General features: G+C 43.5%; 13 protein-coding genes. 7 read left to right on the top strand and 6 right to left on the bottom strand.

The features are described from left to right. Positions 1 to 184: 184 nt before the first annotated feature. On the top strand, positions 185 to 1,096 hold the full coding sequence (gene rdgC / locus K0I73_RS05640) for a recombination-associated protein RdgC (RefSeq protein WP_220063526.1): 912 nt from the start codon (positions 185 to 187) through the stop codon (positions 1,094 to 1,096). Positions 1,097 to 1,239: 143 nt separating this feature from the next. On the opposite strand, the gene K0I73_RS05635 is transcribed toward rdgC, so the two are convergent. Then, positions 1,240 to 3,039 (bottom strand): M61 family metallopeptidase, encoded by a 1,800-nt coding sequence (locus K0I73_RS05635; RefSeq protein ID WP_220063525.1) that lies wholly within the window; start codon positions 3,037 to 3,039, stop codon positions 1,240 to 1,242. Between the two features lie 124 nt (positions 3,040 to 3,163). On the opposite strand from K0I73_RS05635, the gene K0I73_RS05630 reads away from it, so the two are divergent. From K0I73_RS05630 to K0I73_RS05610, 5 genes are all read left to right on the top strand, one after another. Beyond that, positions 3,164 to 5,347, top strand: coding sequence for a tetratricopeptide repeat protein (locus K0I73_RS05630; protein ID WP_220063524.1), 2,184 nt, complete (start codon positions 3,164 to 3,166; stop codon positions 5,345 to 5,347). Between the two features lie 158 nt (positions 5,348 to 5,505). Beyond that, positions 5,506 to 7,062 carry a GGDEF domain-containing protein gene (locus K0I73_RS05625; RefSeq protein ID WP_220063523.1) on the top strand — a complete coding sequence of 519 codons (1,557 nt, stop codon included), beginning with the start codon at positions 5,506 to 5,508 and terminating at the stop codon, positions 7,060 to 7,062. Between the two features lie 133 nt (positions 7,063 to 7,195). Next, entirely contained in the window at positions 7,196 to 8,548 is a 1,353-nt protein-coding gene (ppnN, locus tag K0I73_RS05620; protein ID WP_220063522.1) for a nucleotide 5'-monophosphate nucleosidase PpnN, read from the top strand. Between the two features lie 22 nt (positions 8,549 to 8,570). After that, complete coding sequence (xni, locus tag K0I73_RS05615) at positions 8,571 to 9,338, top strand: flap endonuclease Xni (protein ID WP_220063521.1); 768 nt, start codon at positions 8,571 to 8,573, stop codon at positions 9,336 to 9,338. Positions 9,339 to 9,479: 141 nt separating this feature from the next. After that, the gene (locus tag K0I73_RS05610; protein WP_220063520.1) at positions 9,480 to 9,866 is read left to right on the top strand and encodes a DUF3192 domain-containing protein; all 387 of its coding nucleotides are present in this window, start codon (positions 9,480 to 9,482) and stop codon (positions 9,864 to 9,866) included. 102 nt (positions 9,867 to 9,968) lie between these two features. On the opposite strand, the gene K0I73_RS05605 is transcribed toward K0I73_RS05610, so the two are convergent. Both K0I73_RS05605 and K0I73_RS05600 read right to left on the bottom strand, forming a co-directional pair. After that, positions 9,969 to 10,439, bottom strand: coding sequence for a methyltransferase family protein (locus K0I73_RS05605; protein WP_220063519.1), 471 nt, complete (start codon positions 10,437 to 10,439; stop codon positions 9,969 to 9,971). A 91-nt stretch (positions 10,440 to 10,530) separates the two neighbouring features. Further along, a complete protein-coding gene (locus K0I73_RS05600) occupies positions 10,531 to 13,329 on the bottom strand; it encodes an alpha/beta hydrolase family protein (protein ID WP_434086700.1) in 2,799 nt (932 codons plus the stop codon). 279 nt (positions 13,330 to 13,608) lie between these two features. Between K0I73_RS05600 and K0I73_RS05595 the strand changes: the two genes are divergently transcribed. After that, a complete protein-coding gene (locus K0I73_RS05595) occupies positions 13,609 to 14,616 on the top strand; it encodes an isocitrate dehydrogenase (RefSeq protein ID WP_220063518.1) in 1,008 nt (335 codons plus the stop codon). A gap of 71 nt (positions 14,617 to 14,687) precedes the next feature. Here the strand turns inward: K0I73_RS05595 and rlmM are convergent, their stop codons facing one another. The 3 genes from rlmM to K0I73_RS05580 form a co-directional block, all read right to left on the bottom strand. Next, positions 14,688 to 15,770: a 23S rRNA (cytidine(2498)-2'-O)-methyltransferase RlmM gene (gene rlmM, locus K0I73_RS05590; protein WP_220063517.1), complete on the bottom strand. Its 1,083-nt coding sequence runs from the start codon at positions 15,768 to 15,770 to the stop codon at positions 14,688 to 14,690. Positions 15,771 to 15,869: 99 nt separating this feature from the next. Next, positions 15,870 to 16,259 (bottom strand): DUF423 domain-containing protein, encoded by a 390-nt coding sequence (locus tag K0I73_RS05585; RefSeq protein ID WP_220063516.1) that lies wholly within the window; start codon positions 16,257 to 16,259, stop codon positions 15,870 to 15,872. Continuing rightward, positions 16,252 to 16,950 carry an alpha/beta fold hydrolase gene (locus tag K0I73_RS05580; protein ID WP_434086714.1) on the bottom strand — a complete coding sequence of 233 codons (699 nt, stop codon included), beginning with the start codon at positions 16,948 to 16,950 and terminating at the stop codon, positions 16,252 to 16,254. The genes K0I73_RS05585 and K0I73_RS05580 overlap by 8 nt, the downstream gene beginning before the upstream one ends. Positions 16,951 to 16,965 lie beyond the last annotated feature (15 nt).

Below are 16,965 nucleotides of genomic sequence, written 5' to 3'. Positions count from 1 at the left end.
GCAAACGCTTCCAAGACAAAACCTACAGCCAACAAGGCATACAGCGCGACGGATTGAAATATTACAGTTTGATGAATTATGTCAACAAGGCAGCTTTTATGGCGTTTTCATCACAAACGATAGCGGTTTACCCGACGCCGTCAATGGCTTACACTGCGGCTTTATTTTTGATTGAGCGCCTATCATGTGGTTTAAAAATCTTACTGTTTATCGTTTTAATAAACCTTTCTCTGTCGATACTGAAGCGCTAGAGAAGTCACTGGAAGACTTTACCTTTTCTCCCTGCTCAAGCCAGGACATCAGCAAGTTTGGTTTCTCTAAGGCTTTAGGTAAACTAGGACAAACATTGGTGCATAGCGCTGGCGACAGACACCTTATCTGCGCCACCAAGGAAGAAAAAATCCTTCCTTCGCAAGTCATTAAAGAAGCACTTGAAGAGAAAGTGGCTCAGATTGAAGATGAAGAGAATCGTAAACTCGCCAAAAAAGAGAAAGATTCACTCAAAGATGAGATCACCACAACCTTGCTGCCACGCGCCTTTTCTCGTCGTAGCCAAATTCACGCATTAATCTTGCCTGAAATCGAGATGATCTTAGTCGACAGCTCAAGCGCTGCCAAAGCTGAAGAGTTACTAGCACTACTGCGTAAAGCATTAGGCTCACTACCTGTGATCCCGATGAGCTTTAAAACGCCTATCGAAACTCAATTAACCGATTGGTTAAAAAGCGATAGCACGCCTGCTCCATTTGAGATGCAAGATGAAGCTGAACTAAAGTCAGACTCAGACGAAGGCGGGATAGTTCGCTTTAAGCAGCAAGATCTTACCGAGAATGAAGTGCTTGCTCATATCGAAGTCGGCAAGCAGGTGCATAAATTAGCGCTGCATTTTGGCCAATCTATTGCTTTTGTATTGCAATCTGATGCAGGCATCAAACGACTTAAATTCTCAGAAGAGTTTAGAGCTGGCAACGACGAAGTGGGCACAGAAGATCCTATTGCTCGACTCGACGCCGATTTTGCCCTGATGGGCAGCGAGCTTATTGCGCTAATGAGCTCTCTAATCGAAGTGCTTGGCGGCATGGAAGACAGTTTGTAATAGGGAACCTTCCTATTATTGCTGTGAAAATCATATAAAAAACCACCGAATTGTCGGTGGTTTTTTTGAGCCATAAATTGTTGGCAATAAGCCTTCAACTATCGCTAAACCAACTTAATGATTTTAGCTAAGTTGGCGTAAGTTTAACTTTTAAACTTACCTTTTGAATCAAACGGCCACTCGATACCCAACCAGGCTTTAAAAAATGCTTTTTGCGCGCGAGAAGGCTTAACCACACTTTCAAGCACTAGCTTGCCGCTTTGCTCTTGTGCTAGGGTTAGCTCAACCTCTTTTAGGCGTTGATCGCTAAACAGAGTCACCTTAATCGTATCGCCAGCAGCGAAGTCTCTGATTCGCTGCTTGAAGCCTTTAGCCGTGACCTTAAGATCGTTAATCGCAACCAATTCATCGCCAGCAACGATACCCGCTCGCCATGCGGGTCCTCCGCGTAATACATGGTTTAAACGTGACTTATCATCGGCCAATGTCATCCCCGAAAATGCAATAGCTTTACTGTCGCTGCCATAACCCATTTTTAAACCGGCTTGCTTAAGTAAGGTTTCAAAATCAATCACCAAGGGTTGATTGATATGGGATTGCCACCAATCACCATAATCCTTTCCACTCAAAGTGTTTAAAATGTGCTGCACGTCTTTAACTGTGTAACCGGTCGGAATACGATGATCACGATACAGCTGTCTATGCACGTCGCGGTATGAGCGTTTTAAATCGGTATCACTGAGTAAGGAAAAATCCAGCGACAATGAAGCGAGATACCCCTCAGAGTAGATATTCGCACTATGGTTTTTGGCATAATCACCACCAGTACTGACCCACTGCCCTGCACTCGCCTGGGCAATTGATTGAACTTCACGCCCTGGCGTCATTTGGCTACTTGCAACCCGCTTGGCTAAATCTTCTAGAAACTCTTTAGGCGTGATGACACCTGCGCGAAGTAAAAGCTGGCTTTGAAAGTAACTGGTCGAGCCTTCGGCCATCCAAAGCAACTCAGATATGCCCTCTTGCTGGTAGTTATAAGGCACCAACCCCTGTGGACGGTAGGCTTTAACATTCCAAGTATGGATAAACTCATGGGACGCCGTTTTAATAAAGCCAAGATAGTCTTTACGCTCGCGATAACTAAATCTAGGACGTTGGATCACCGTTGAATTAAGATGCTCAGTGGCGCCACTTGCACCACTGGTTGCATGAACCATATAAACATAGCGCTTAAATGGATAATCATCCCAAATAACTGATGCTTGACCACTTAGCAGGGTGAGATCATCGACCATTTTATCGACGTCGTAATTGCCTTCCCCCCAAATCACTAGCTCATAATCTCGCCCATCGGCGTTAAACTGCTTATGGGTGTTGATACCTGTTTCAATGGGGGAATCGATTAATATATCGTAGTTATCTGCGATAAAACTATGCTCATTCTCACCACGATTCATCCCAGAATAACTTCGCCATTGCTGAGGCACCTTGAGTGACACTTCGAGCTTGTGCTGTCGAAATGAAGGACTGTAGACAAACACGCCACTGGCATCCAGATAAGCATGTGACCCATCGATATGACTGACACGTTGACCCAAGGTATTGGCATATAACTGGTAGCTAATTGTCACACTTGTTGGCTCGGTTAATTGAACTAGCCATTCTCCGCTGGCGCTTCTGCGCCACTCTAAGCTGTTACCCTGCTCATCTTTGGCACTAAAATAGCGCAAACTGTCAGCTAGCGGCAGCACTTGGTATTTACCCGTGCGCCAAACAGGTAGATCAACTGCTAATTCGGATAATTGGGTCGGAGGAAATTGCACTTCTACTTGTGCCAGATGATGCTCTGGCGTAGTTAAGTCAATATGATAGTTAACATTTGCATGAGTAGAGGTAATAAAAAAGAGATTAAAAATCAAAATCAAGGGTACAACTAGTTTCACGCGAGCTTCCTTCTGTTATCATTGTTTTAATGTGAAGTTCGTCATTATAACCCGATTTAACATTAGGTTGCGGACATTATCCTAAAAACATAACAAGCCCAAAAGGGCTGGTAGCGAGAGATCAATGCGCACGTTCCTTTACTGCTTGTTACTGCCAAGCTATTTTTTTTCCTGTATGGCGGCGGCATCCTACAGCCAAATTCTGAGTAAAGAAGTTAAGTTAATCGAATCAGCGCCGCAGCTTTATCAAGATATGGCGCAAACACTGGCTTTCTCGTTAACTTTTACGAGTGAAGCGGAATTTAACCGTATCGCAGAGGAGCAAGGCTTTACCAACGCAGAACTCGAAGAGGAGATGCAATGGCTCGCACGACTATATTTAGAACCAGGTGTCGGCGCCGAAAATGCACTCGAAAAAGCGACCACTATTATGACCTCCCTAGAGATCATTGCAGATACGCCTTATGACGTGGCTTATCTAGCCATGCTTAAAGGTCGTAAGCTAGGTAGAGAAAAACAAGATTATCAACAGGCTATAGAACTTTATAAAAAGGCCCTCCACCAGCCACTGATTGAGGAAGATCTGCACAGCAATTTACTGCTACATAACATTCATTATCAAATTGGCGATCTCTATCGTATTACGCTGCAAAAAAACCAAGCACTAGACCATTTTAACCACTATAGAGACCTCGCTTATCAACTTAGAGATAATTATCTTATCGCCAAGGCAGAGACAACGCTCGGGCGATTTTATAATCAAGATGAACAATTTACTAAAGCCTTACAGCACTACAGCGAAGCGATTCGCCTGTCAGAAAGTTTAGATAAACCATTTTTAAGCGCAACGCTATCACTGCGTCTGGCGAGAGTTTATCGAGATCTGCAGTCATGGAACGAAGCATTAGAGTACGCCCACAAAGCCGCTGATAGTTTTAAAACGCTCGAGAAGGATAATTACCTCTCGAGTGCCATGACGGTTATCGCCATGGTCTATGGCGAACAGGGTTTATGGAATCAGGCTATCGATTACTATCTTAATGCCCAACAAATTGATACTAAACGTGGCAATTTAACCGCACAAGCATTGAACTATCATAATTTAGGCGAGGCGTATTTTAACAATAACCAAGCGAGTACGGCGCTAACTTTTCTGGTTAAAGCGAACAGCCTATTTTTACAAAAGAAAAGCAAACATTACCTTGTATACAATGACCTATTAATTGCCCAGGTAGCAACAAGCGTTAAGGACTGGAGCATGGCAAACAGCTATGCGGCCAAAGCCTTCATCTTGGCAAAAGAGCAGGATTTACTCGAGCAGATGATTGAGGCATTGCGATACCGAACCAAGGCATTAAAGGAGTTAGGTGATATTGAAAAATCACTCAACGTCTTAGATCAGCTAATCGATTACAATGAGCAGCTAAGTAAGGTTCATAAAGAGACACAAACCTATAGCGCAAGCAGTTTAGCCGAGCAAAAGTTAAAATTACAGTTAGCTCAAATCCAATCGGCTCAGAAAGAGAACGACAAACTGGTAAGTCAATTTCGTTTAGCCTTAATTATTACCGCATTTGCTACATTTCTTATCTCGTTAGTCTGCTTTAATCAGTGGAGAGGGAAAAAAACGGCCAATCAACATTTACAAACTATTGGTCAGAAACTCAGCCAAGATCCCGTTAACGAGTTACCTGGGTATCGCGCGTTTATCGAACAGCTCAAATTAAAACAAAAGCCAGCAATGATAGCGATGCTCTCGCTCACCGATAGACATAGTATGGACATAGATTTAGGTCTCGAGTCGAGCCAACACACTAACCAACAGCTGATGACGGGCCTAACTCAATCCTTATGCAACAATGCCTACCTAATACGCCCAGGTGTTTTTGCCATTACTCTTCCCCAAAGTCATGACTATCTGGAGGTGCTCACAACACTTCGCTCAATCATCGATGACCAAGGACTATTGAAAGGTACCACGCTTCATCTGGGTATACTCAGCTTACCCTTGATGAATAATCCAGATATCAAATTTGAACCCACAGTCTATTTTAATGTGTTACAGATGTTAACCGCAGGAGCGATCAGCTTAGGTGATGAAAAAGATTATTTTGTGTCAATAACACCTTTAAATTTCGCCCCAGCAGCAATTTTCTCAACTCCACTATACTTACATTTAGAAAAAGGGATCACTCGCGGATTAGTGAAGGTTGAAAGCAACGAAAACAAAAACCTAATCCGTTGGCCAAAATGGTCTGGCGGTGATGACAACAACATAGATTTGAATAATGAAAACTATTCAGCCTAGGTCACATAGCGCCTAAAGTACGTTTGCATAACATGATGAATGAGATACCATTAACCTATGCGCTGAACTTAGCAAAGCGGCTCAGCAACTTCTAGACTCTCTAGAGCAGGATATTTTAAGTCAATCATGATCACTGATAAATATTTACAAGGTCTAGAATGAAAGACTCTATGGCAAGCGTTTCCCAAGTATCGCTACTACAGCAGAAACTCCATTCTGCCAAAACTGCTTTAGCTGAAATAAGTGAGCAAAAAGAACAAAATCAACATTCATTACTGCAATTCATCGGCCATCTTAGTCTCGCATGTAAAGGTCAAAGCATTGAATTAGATAATAAACTTGCAAAACTTCGCCATAACCTAGGCTCAATTGAATATATCGAACAGGCTCTCCCTGAACTTGTCGAAGTAGAACAACTCCTCAAGAATCAATATCACCATGTAATGACCCAACTAGAGGAAGGGCGTTCGAGTCTTTCAAAGGTTATACGCCAACTTCAACGTGTTAACTCAATACCAGAAAAGCTGAAAAAAGAGATTGCTTACTTTAAACAAGATCTTGGTAAACCTTTTCATACCTACTGGGACTATTTCCCTAAAGTAGAACGTTTGGTAGGTTTCTATGATGCCATTTTACAGGAGCAGCTAGAACAAGGTGAGACACTAGAAGTTTTGCCTAAACACCGTCAGCTCGCCCATGAGCTGGCACAGATGATTTCTGAAATAGAATTTCGCAAAGTTCAACGCGATCAAGTTTTGGTTATTAAAGATTACTTGGCCGACGAAATTGAAGTGGAAGGTTTGATCGACGCTTATCAAACCATTCTCTCCTTGTTGTTAGAAAATATCGCCTTGGAGAAGAGTGCTTCTCAAGAGTTTCTCTATGCTCTCAATGATGCATTATCTGCGGTGAGAGAAGTCGTTAATGATTCATACAACAGCAACCAACGAAGCTTCCAACTGAAAAAGCAACTTAATAGAGAGATAAACTCAAGAGTCGATAACGTCGGTGATGCCATTATAGATATCAATGATATCAACCACCTTAAGTCTCAAGTCACAGAACAACTCGCCTCGATTCGTACCGCTCTAGGACGCAAAGAAGCATTAGAGCAGCGAGAACAAGCACTACTGCGAAAATCGATGGAAACCATGCGTGACGAGCTTAATGAGCTTAGTAAAGAAGCTAACGCTTATAAAGAGCGATTATTTGAACAGCAAAAGCTCAATATGCTCGATTCGCTCACCCAGTTGCCAAACAGAGCCGCTCTAGAAGAGCGAATGGAGCAAGAGTACCGTAACTATCAGCGGCATAAACACCCACTTTGGATTGCCGTCGCGGATATCGATCACTTTAAATCGATCAATGATAATTTCGGCCACAGTACGGGGGACAAGACTCTACAAGTCATCTCTATGGCGTTGAAAAACTCACTGAGAGAATCTGAATTCGTCGCAAGATATGGCGGTGAAGAATTTGTATTAATCATTCCCGATGTTTCTGCTAGTGATATAGAACACCTGTTAAACCGCGTAAGAGAAAAAATAAAAAATATTCCTTTTAAGTTTAAAAATCAGAGAATTACAGTTACAGTGTCTATAGGTGCTGCACAAATTCTTGATAATGAACAGATAAGTGAAACTTTCGAACGAGCCGACGCAGCACTCTATAAAGCTAAACATGAAAGCAGAGACAGAGTGATTATTGACGCCTAATACCAATCAAATTGACTATTTATCGATGAGACAATAAGCAGTTTAATTGGTATAACACATCTCCACATGAGTTGTGCAACTTTCTCCATTCCCAGTCATATTCATGAGTCACTTCTGCTGCTAAGGAGTTGTCATGATTGTAAATATCAGTCCAAGAGGCAGTATGGATCAACTTTCACAATTGGAAGTTGATCGCCTAAAACAAAATGCAAGTAGTGAACTTTATCAACTATTTCGTAGCTGTTCATTAGCGGTTCTCGCTTCGGGAGCGCAAACCGATAATGCGCAAGATTTATTTGAACAATACAGTAATTTCAATATCAACGTTCTTAGACGTGAACGTGGGATCAAGATTGAGTTAGTCAATCCTCCAGAAGCCGCCTTTGTCGATGGCAACATCATCGCAGGGATTCAAGAACACCTATTTGCAGTGTTGAGAGATATCGTTTTTCTCAGTGATCGCTACGATAACCTCAAACACATCAACCTAACTAACTCTAATCACATCACCAATGTTGTCTTCGATATCCTGCGAAACGCGCAGGTGATCCCTCGTGAAAATCCGAACGTGGTGGTCTGTTGGGGTGGCCATAGTATCAACCCTATCGAGTATCAATATACCCGTGAAGTTGGTTACGAACTTGGTCTGCGTAGTTTAAACATTTGCACAGGTTGTGGACCCGGCGCCATGGAGGGACCAATGAAGGGTGCCGCTATCGGTCATGCAAAGCAGCGTGTCAGAAATGCTCGCTATATAGGGTTAACCGAACCCAGCATTATCGCGGCTGAACCACCAAATCAAATCGTCAATGAACTGGTGATCTTGCCTGATATTGAAAAACGACTCGAAGCATTTGTTCGCCTAGGACATGGGGTCATCATCTTCCCTGGCGGCGCAGGAACGGCAGAAGAGTTACTATATCTGCTCGGCATTTTGCTCAATAAAGAAAATGCTTCTCGCCCCTTCCCTCTGATATTGACAGGGCCAAAAGAGAGCGAGGATTATTTCCATAAAATTGATCAGTTTATTGCCGCAACACTTGGGGAAGAAGCAAAAAATAAGTATGAGATAATCATCGACGATCCCGTCCGTGTCGCAAGAGTCATGAGCCACGGTATGGATGAGATCAAGACATATCGTAAAGATACAGGGGATTCATATCAGTACAACTGGTCGCTTAAAATCGAACCTGAGTTCCAACTGCCATTCGTACCTACTCATGAGATGATGAATAACCTAGACTTATATTTTCATCTTAATAAAGCAGAGCTTGCAGCCAACCTAAGGAGAGCATTTTCTGGTATAGTCGCTGGCAATGTGAAAATGGACACCATTAAAGCGATTGAGCATCTGGGGCCTTTTGAATTAAGAGGTGACAAAAACTTGATGCAATTGATGGACACGCTATTACAAGCATTTGTGAAACAACAGCGCATGAAATTACCCGGCAGTGAATATATTCCTTGTTATAAGATAGTGACTTAATACTCGAGATCCCAAGACAGCTATGAACACCTTTTTAATCATCGACGGACTTAACCTTGTAAGGCGAATTCACGCTGCACAACCTAACGAAAATGATGTAAATGGATTACCAGAACGAGTTCGTAGTGCCTGCTTGAAGCTGTTACAAAGCCATACTCCAACCCACGTCGCCATAGTGTGGGATGGAGATGGAGTATCTTGGCGAAAGCGCTTATATCATGATTATAAGAAAGGACGTAAACCTATGCCTCAAGCGCTGGCTAACGCGCTTAAAGAGATAAAAAGCTGCCTCAGTGAAGTCGGCATAAATTCAATTAATGCCGAAGCTGAAGCAGATGACGTTATTGCGACGCTCGCGGTAAAAGTTGCGCAATCTAATCGCGCTATTATCGTCTCAACTGATAAAGGCTTTACCCAGCTATTAAACCCGAATATCTCACGCTGGGACTACTTCAACCAAACAGCATTGACCATCGAAGAGCGAGAGCAAAAACTTGCTGTCGACCGAACTCAATTTATCGACTTCTTGGCACTTGCTGGAGATAGCGGCAATAAGATCTCTGGTGTACCCGGAATAGGTCCAAAATCGGCAGCAGAGCTACTAAAAACATTCCGAACCTTGGCCAATATCTACAACTCCTTAGATAAAATTGGCGCGAAACAGGCTAAAAAACTCGAAGAAGGTAGACCTCTGGCTCGGCTAAGCTACAAATTGGTTCAACTGCAAACCGATATCGCACTCAATACCCATCTCGCAAGCTATCGAGTTCAGCAGTCAACTGCGACGTAAACATTCGGTTACTTATTTCTTTTTTCCGATAGCAGCCAATAGACTATCTTCCACTTTTCATCTGTTTTATATTGTAAATAACATGTTGCCAAGGTGGATGTATAGGCTGATACCCAATTAACAGAAGGATTGTTAAGTACAATGAAATCAAAAGTTCCAGTCATAATCGGCTCTATTTTTGCCGCCTACCTCGCCTTTGTTGCCGTTGTTGTACTGGTATATGAACCAACACCCGATGATATGGACTGGGAAGATAGACAGGCTTACAACAAGGCTAAGCTCACTGAAATCACCCTCGGCATCCCTGTTGACCAAGTAAAACTACTCCTAGGTAAAGCCGACTTTTCTGAAGCGAAAACCGTAAATCATGAGACGCTTCAAGTGCTATTCTATCGCACTCATCATAGTAAATCTGATGGGGAAACAACTCGAGATGAATGCACGCCCTTACTGTTTAAAAACAATAAATTGATTGCCTGGGGACAAGATACCTATCAACAATATTTAGCTGCCGCCATCGATGGTTAACCCAACGAGAGAATATGACATCTTAGGCCACTGACGCCTTGAATTTTGCTTCTGTGGCTCTGAAAATATCTCTATTTTAGGGCCGATCTAGATCGGCCCTATTTATAGCCATCGCCTCACTCTGAGGCAATACTCACCATACTCCTGTGGGAACTTCTGATGTAAGTAACGCTCTTCGGCCTTTATTGCTATGAGATAAACAGCGATGCATGCGGGAACAAGGCTCACAATTAACCATAATGATCCCAGCATACATCCAAGGCCGATTGGATAGAGGCAAAAAATCAGATAGATAGGATTGCGCGAGTAACGATAATAGCCATGAGAAATTATAACCGAGGTCGGTTGCCACGGCTCGATAGCGGTCTGCTGACGTTTAAAGATAAACAAAATATGCAGTAAGATCGCAAAACCCATTACCATCAAAAACGCTGCGATGAATTTTAACCATTCAGGTGAAGAGAACGTGATGGGATAGAAGCTGCCCATCCAATAGGCTAAAGCCATGAAACTTACAAAAATCAATGGAGGTGGGAATTTAACTTGAGCACCTTTACGATCAATTTCAGCCATAGAAACTCCTTAAAGACACAATAACAAAAGCCGAGCTCAATCCCTGCTCGGCTTTTCCTAAATGAAACCATTCATCCCAATCAGTATAACCTTACTCTGACTTTTTATACTCAGTATAGGCTTCGCCTTGAGTTAGCCACTTCGGCGCAGGCTGACCCTTTAGGTAATGGTCGAAATACTGCATCATTCTTAAACTATAATCGACCTTGTTTGGGTACTTTTTCAAATGATGAGGTTCATCTTCATACTGCAAAAACACTACGTCTTTAGCGGCCCGACGCATCGCCAAATACAACTCAACGCCCTGCTCCCAAGGCACTGCATCATCTTTATCACCAAACATAATCATCATAGGCGTCTTAATACGTTCCACGTAAAAAACGGGTGAGTTTTCGATATATTTTTGCGGTGCCCTAAACAAGCTCTCACCGATACGACTTTGACCCGTTTCATATTGGAACTGTCTGGCAAGACCTGTACCGTGACGAATACCACTATAAGCGCTGGTCATATTCGATACCGGAGCACCAGTTACCGCAGCCTTGAAAATATGAGTTTGGGTGACGGCGAAAGCGGTTTGATAGCCGCCCCAAGAGTGCCCCTGAATCCCGACGGCATCTTTATCGGCAATCCCCATATCAATTAGCTTCTGCACACCCGATGTTAATGCTTGTACCGATGTCGCCCCTGGGTAACCGACCTCAAATCGAATATCGGGTAAGAAAATGGCATAACCATTATCGGCATACCACGCGAAATTCGGCCTATGGTTAAGCTTCATTTGCGGGAATCCATGCAAGCGATCACTCATAAATCGGTAGAAATAAACCAATACAGGATAACGCTGACCTTGTTTATAGTTCGTCGGCTTAATCAAGACGCCATCGAGGGGTTGCCCATCACCATTGGTCCAATGAACTAATTCCGAATGACCCCAATCTAGTCCTCTTCGCTGACTATCTAAGTCTGTTTCACGGTTCGCTTGCTGCGGTGCATTAAATTTTGCACTGTAGAGATCAGGGTAGAGATCGTAGCGCTCTTTCGAGAACAAGATTTCACTACTCTGTTCTGCGCGAGCTAAAACCTTAAGTTTATAATCTCCTTGCATTAATGGCTTAACACCAGATACACCCACTTTAGCTTGATAAAAGCCATCCGCTTTAGTGAGCTCATTGTAGCCATGCAGCAACAAGGTTTGCTCTGTGCTTAATGTTGAGGGCACACTTTCACTATCAAATAATCCCGCTACTCGATACTGGATCTGTTTCTTACGACCTGTCGCAGCGGTGATCCTAAAGCCCGCCAAAGAGTTAGTATTAAACTGCCAAATATCATATTTATCGTAAGCTAAAAATCCAGAACCATCTTCTAACCAAGGACCAAACCCGTAACTTGGAGCCGCTGACGGATAGTCATGATCTTCATCGGCAAATGGAGTCTTAAAATCCTTGGTCAATTTAACCCGAGTATCTTGCGCTATTTGATAGAGATAGATATCGCCTTGTTGATAATAGGCAACGAAACGCTCATTAGGTGAAAGTAACGGCTTTTCAGAGGTAGGCTGTTGAATAATAAATGGCACTTTTCGACCAGTGTTTATATCAACAATATAATAATCACGATAGAAACCAGCCCATGTGATCATCTTTAAATAGGGAACATCGCTGCTGGCTAGCGCATAACGCTGTTGCTGCTGGATTTCGATATCGGGGACTTGCAGATCAGTCAATTGAATGATCTGCTTGCTCTCCATATGCAATACCGCTAGATAAGTGCGCTTTAGCTCCTTTTTATACTGTTTAATCTCATTAGGCTTAATACGAGGATCATCCCCGTGCCAGATATTCAGCTCCCGTTGCCCTGTAATAATTGACGCTTCAAATAGATCGGCTTCATTTTCGATCTTAGGTAACTCGAGTTGCTGACTAACCTGAGGGACTCGACCAAAGAACAAACGCTTACTGTCTTCAGAAAACCTTAACTCAGTATAACGATTGAGCACCCAATCAGCCGATTGAGTAGTGAGATGCAGCTTGGCTTCATTGATATAAAACAGCGCCAATTGATATTGGCGGCCATAAGGAGCCTCTTTTGCCGCGCCATAGGTATAGGAGATGACCGAACCATCATCGCTAACAGCCACAGCCCCTATCTGCTGATCCACATAACCTTGTGCAACGGTTCGCCTGTCATTTTTGAGATCGATAAGTACTACGCGGTGCAGATTAGCGGCAATATCATTTTGCGCCAGCACGGCATATTGCCCTGACTTATTGAAATAATAAGCGGTAACATTTTCAATCGTTTGACTTTGGCCGCTGGCTAAATTAACCAGTTCAAGCTTGCGACCTTTATCATAGTCATCAACTTTGGCCAGCTTTTCTTCAGCTTTGCCCGTTGACTTATCATCAGCGCCACTCTCTTCTGGCTTTGATTCATCTTCTTCATACCAGACAGCCAAGTGGGTACCAGCGTCGTTAAAGGCGAACTCTTTTACTCTTTGATAACGAGTCTGTTGACCTGTTTGGGTATCGAGCAGAGCAAGGCCTGATTTCAACTTTTTACGCTGTTTTGCAGTAGCCTTCTCCTGTTCGAGTAAACTAGGCTCTGTAACAAATGCAGCAAAGCGACCATTACGATTCACTTTAGGCTTTGAGCCACCTTGAACCTCAAATGATTTAGCCAAATCGAGTCTTTTGACCATACCATGGCTATCGCCACGGTCAGGAGCGACTTCAACTGCAAACGCATTACCTTGTGCGGAAATGACAGGTTTGCTCAGCGACTCAAACTTCATTATGGCTTCTGGAGTAACATCTGCGGCAAACAGTGAGGGGGTAAAAAGACTGGCACAAAGCAGTGCTAGGCTGGCAGTAGGGAATGACTTCAAGGTTTTCCTCGTTTTAATTATTTTATTAACGGATTATTCTCGATTTATTAGACTAAAGTAGACTTTTTTAACACTTAAGATTCCATCATCGTCATTAGCCTCTATTAATGCAAGTTAGCCTACACAAAAAAACGTGAGATTGCTCACTATTTCCTGTGAAACTTGCGCAAAAGTAGTTAAAATAGAGCCGATAAGATTCTACAAAATTCATAGTCATTAACCGTGTCTTTCGACATGGTCAGACAATAGCAGTAACGACCAACCGTGGAAGGACTCTCCATGTCAAAAAGAACAATTACCGTGATCCCTGGCGATGGGATTGGACCAAGTATTATCGACTCAGCCATCAAAATCCTCGACAAAGCAGGATGTGATTTTGAATATGAGTTTGCCGATGCTGGTTTAGCGGCGTTAGAGAAGCAAGGTGAACTTCTTCCACAACGTACGCTGGATCTGATTGAAAAAAATAGCATTACGCTAAAAGGTCCACTCACTACACCCGTTGGAGAAGGTTTTACCTCTATCAACGTAACATTGCGTAAAAAGTTCAGCTTATATGCCAACGTCCGTCCAGTGCTTTCTTTTAAAGGAACTCAAGCTCGCTACGATAATATCGATATTATTACTGTACGTGAGAACACTGAAGGTATGTATTCAGGATTAGGCCAAACTATCTCTGAAGATGGTGCCACCGCTGAAGCAACCAGCATTATTACCCGTCAAGGCGCTGAACAGATCACAACGTTTGCTTACGAATTAGCCCGTAAAGAGGGTCGTAAAAAGGTCACTATCGTTCATAAAGCCAACATCATGAAATCAACTTCAGGTCTATTCCTCAAAGTTGCTCGCGAAGTCAGTCTACGTTATCCAGACATCACTACCGAAGAGATGATCGTGGATGCAACGTGTATGAAACTGGTAATGAATCCAGAAAACTTCGACGTGATTGTCACCACCAACCTATTTGGTGACATCCTGTCAGATCTTTGTGCTGGCCTAGTCGGCGGACTGGGGATGGCGCCTGGAGCCAACATTGGTAAGAATGCAGCGATCTTCGAGGCGGTACACGGCAGTGCACCTGATATCGCAGGTAAAAACCTTGCCAACCCAACTTCAGTGATCTTGGCATCGATTCAAATGCTTGAATACTTGGGCATGTCAGATAAAGCGGAAGCGATCCGTAAAGCTGTGTCTGCGGTGATTGAAGAAGGTGACCGTACGACTCGTGATCTTGGTGGTACCCACGGTACAACTGATTTCACTCAGGCTGTGATCGAGCGCCTTTAGTCGACACATTAAAATGATATTAAAAAGCCCCGAATAATCACTATTCGGGGCTTTTTTTACGCTAGTGCGGTCTAAAATCCAACACTGGGGCGCAACCATAAATGGACAGTGACTTCGTCGCGATCATGGTATAGGTGTTTACAAGAGAGTTGAAACTCTTCAATACCATTCTCTTTTAAGATACTTCGCATGGTATCTAAAATAGTCGACACTTCTTTATAACGGCTCTTCATCGGAAGCTTAAGGTTGAAAATAGCCTCTTTAAACCATCCGTTAATCGCCCAAGCTTCGATAAGCTCAGCAACTCGAGAAGGCTTTTCAACCATGTCGCACACCAGCCAGTAAATATTCTTACGCGGCGGTTCAAATCTAAATCCATCGGCCTGGTAATGTTTTACCTGTCCGGTATCCATCAGACCTTGATCCATAGGTCCATTATCTACCGCAGCGACGAACATACCGCGGCGAACTAACTGATAAGTCCAGCCACCAGGGCATGCGCCTAAATCAACAGAGTTCATTCCGCTGCGTAAACGCTGCTCTTGCTCTTCTTTTGGGATAAAGTGAATAAAGGCTTCATCTAACTTTAGCGTCGAACGACTCGGCGCGTCGGCAGCCATCTTTAATCTGGGGATCCCCATAAAGTGAGGTGAGCTGTTATTACTCAAGGAATAACCAACATAGGCAGTGCCTGAGCCGACAAAGCACACATGAATAATCGGACGCTTAGGGTTTTCTTTCTCTAGTAAGCTACCGCTGCGCTTTAACGCTTGGCGCAAAGGTACGGTAAACTTACGACAAAAATTAGACAACTCTTTTGCTTCATTGGTATCGGGCGTCTCGACTCTCAGTTCACCCGCTTTACTAACCTTAGCCAACGCCTCAACAATTGGGGTAACCCGATCGCCTTCAGGTAATGATTTAAGTAACTCATTCGCGGCAAACATCTGACGAGTAAAAATGAGTGAATCTAGGTCGAGCGATTTCGCCAAGATGTCGGCATCACCCGCTTGAAAACACTGAAAAATAACATAGGCGTCATTCTTGTTGGTTTTAACAAAGCCACCAATATTCAATTCAGCCGCACGCTGCTGTATCTCTGCGGCACACTCTTTTTCGTAGCCGGCACGGCAATATAAAAATAGGTTAATCATCAGAACTTCCTGAATAAAAAATGGCGACCAAAGCAATTGGCCGCCATTCTACACTTTCTCTAAAATGAATACGATTATCTTAGCTCAATCTACGCTAGCTTAATCATCTAGTTCAACCACCCGATTACGCCACACAGCAACAGCAATGAATAACCAACCCAGCAAGAAACATACCCCGCCCATCGGCGTAATGGGTCCAGTCCACTTTGCGCCTAATAATGCATAGAGGTAGAGTGAGCCAGAAAATAGCACTATCCCTAGCAGAAAAAGATAACCTGCCCAATCGATCAAACGAGACTTTAACCAGTGGCCACTAAAGGCAACCGCGATCAGCGCAAAGGTATGATAAAACTGATACTCAACGCCAAGATTAAAAATCGCGATCATCTCTGGAGTGGTAACATGTTTAAGCCCATGAGCGGCAAACGCGCCAAGTGCAACGGCCATAAAGCCACTTAATGCGGCCATTAAAAAGAATCCCTTACGCATTTAACCCCCTAATAAAACGAACACTATGAGATATAGCCAGCTCAAGATTAGCCGCTTGAGTAGTGCCTGACGACTTTCTTGGTATGAAACTATGATCGCCGTCGGTTAACCACTTTAATTGAGCAGAATAAGGTGCAAGCCAAATGTCGACCTCGCCTTTAGCACCAAATTTATCTCGCTCACCCTGAATCACTAACAGAGGAGCCTTACAGTTTGCGATAGGCTCGAGTCTCGGCTCACCGCCTTTTGGTGGGACAAATGGATAACCTAAACAGATCACCCCATCGACACCAGTCTCACTAGCGACCATAGCAGCCATACGTCCCCCCATCGATTTTCCCATTAAAATGAGTTTTGCAGGTTTAAACTGCTCTCGAATCGCGGCTATATGCAGATTAAAGTCCATCAACAGCTTAGGGGCTCTGTCTGGCGGTCTACGTTTACCATCAATGGCATTCTTTCGCATATAGGGAAAGTTAAAACGCACAACGCTCACCCCGTTAGCCGCGAGTCCACCCGCCATCTCTGTCATAAAATCATGCTTCATATTCGCACCAGCGCCATGAGCGAGCAGAACAAGCGTATCTAATTGGTCAAGCTCAGGCTTGGTGAGCGGCCCTTCGATTAAACATTCACTTTGCGGAAGTTCGCTTGCCAGCATAGATGATTTAATGGTGAATATACTCTGCATCATCTTACCCCTAGT

The sequence above is a fragment of the Shewanella mesophila genome (genome assembly GCF_019457515.1).
GTDB lineage: Bacteria > Pseudomonadota > Gammaproteobacteria > Enterobacterales > Shewanellaceae > Shewanella > Shewanella mesophila.
This window is presented reverse-complemented; position numbering and strand designations above follow the sequence as displayed.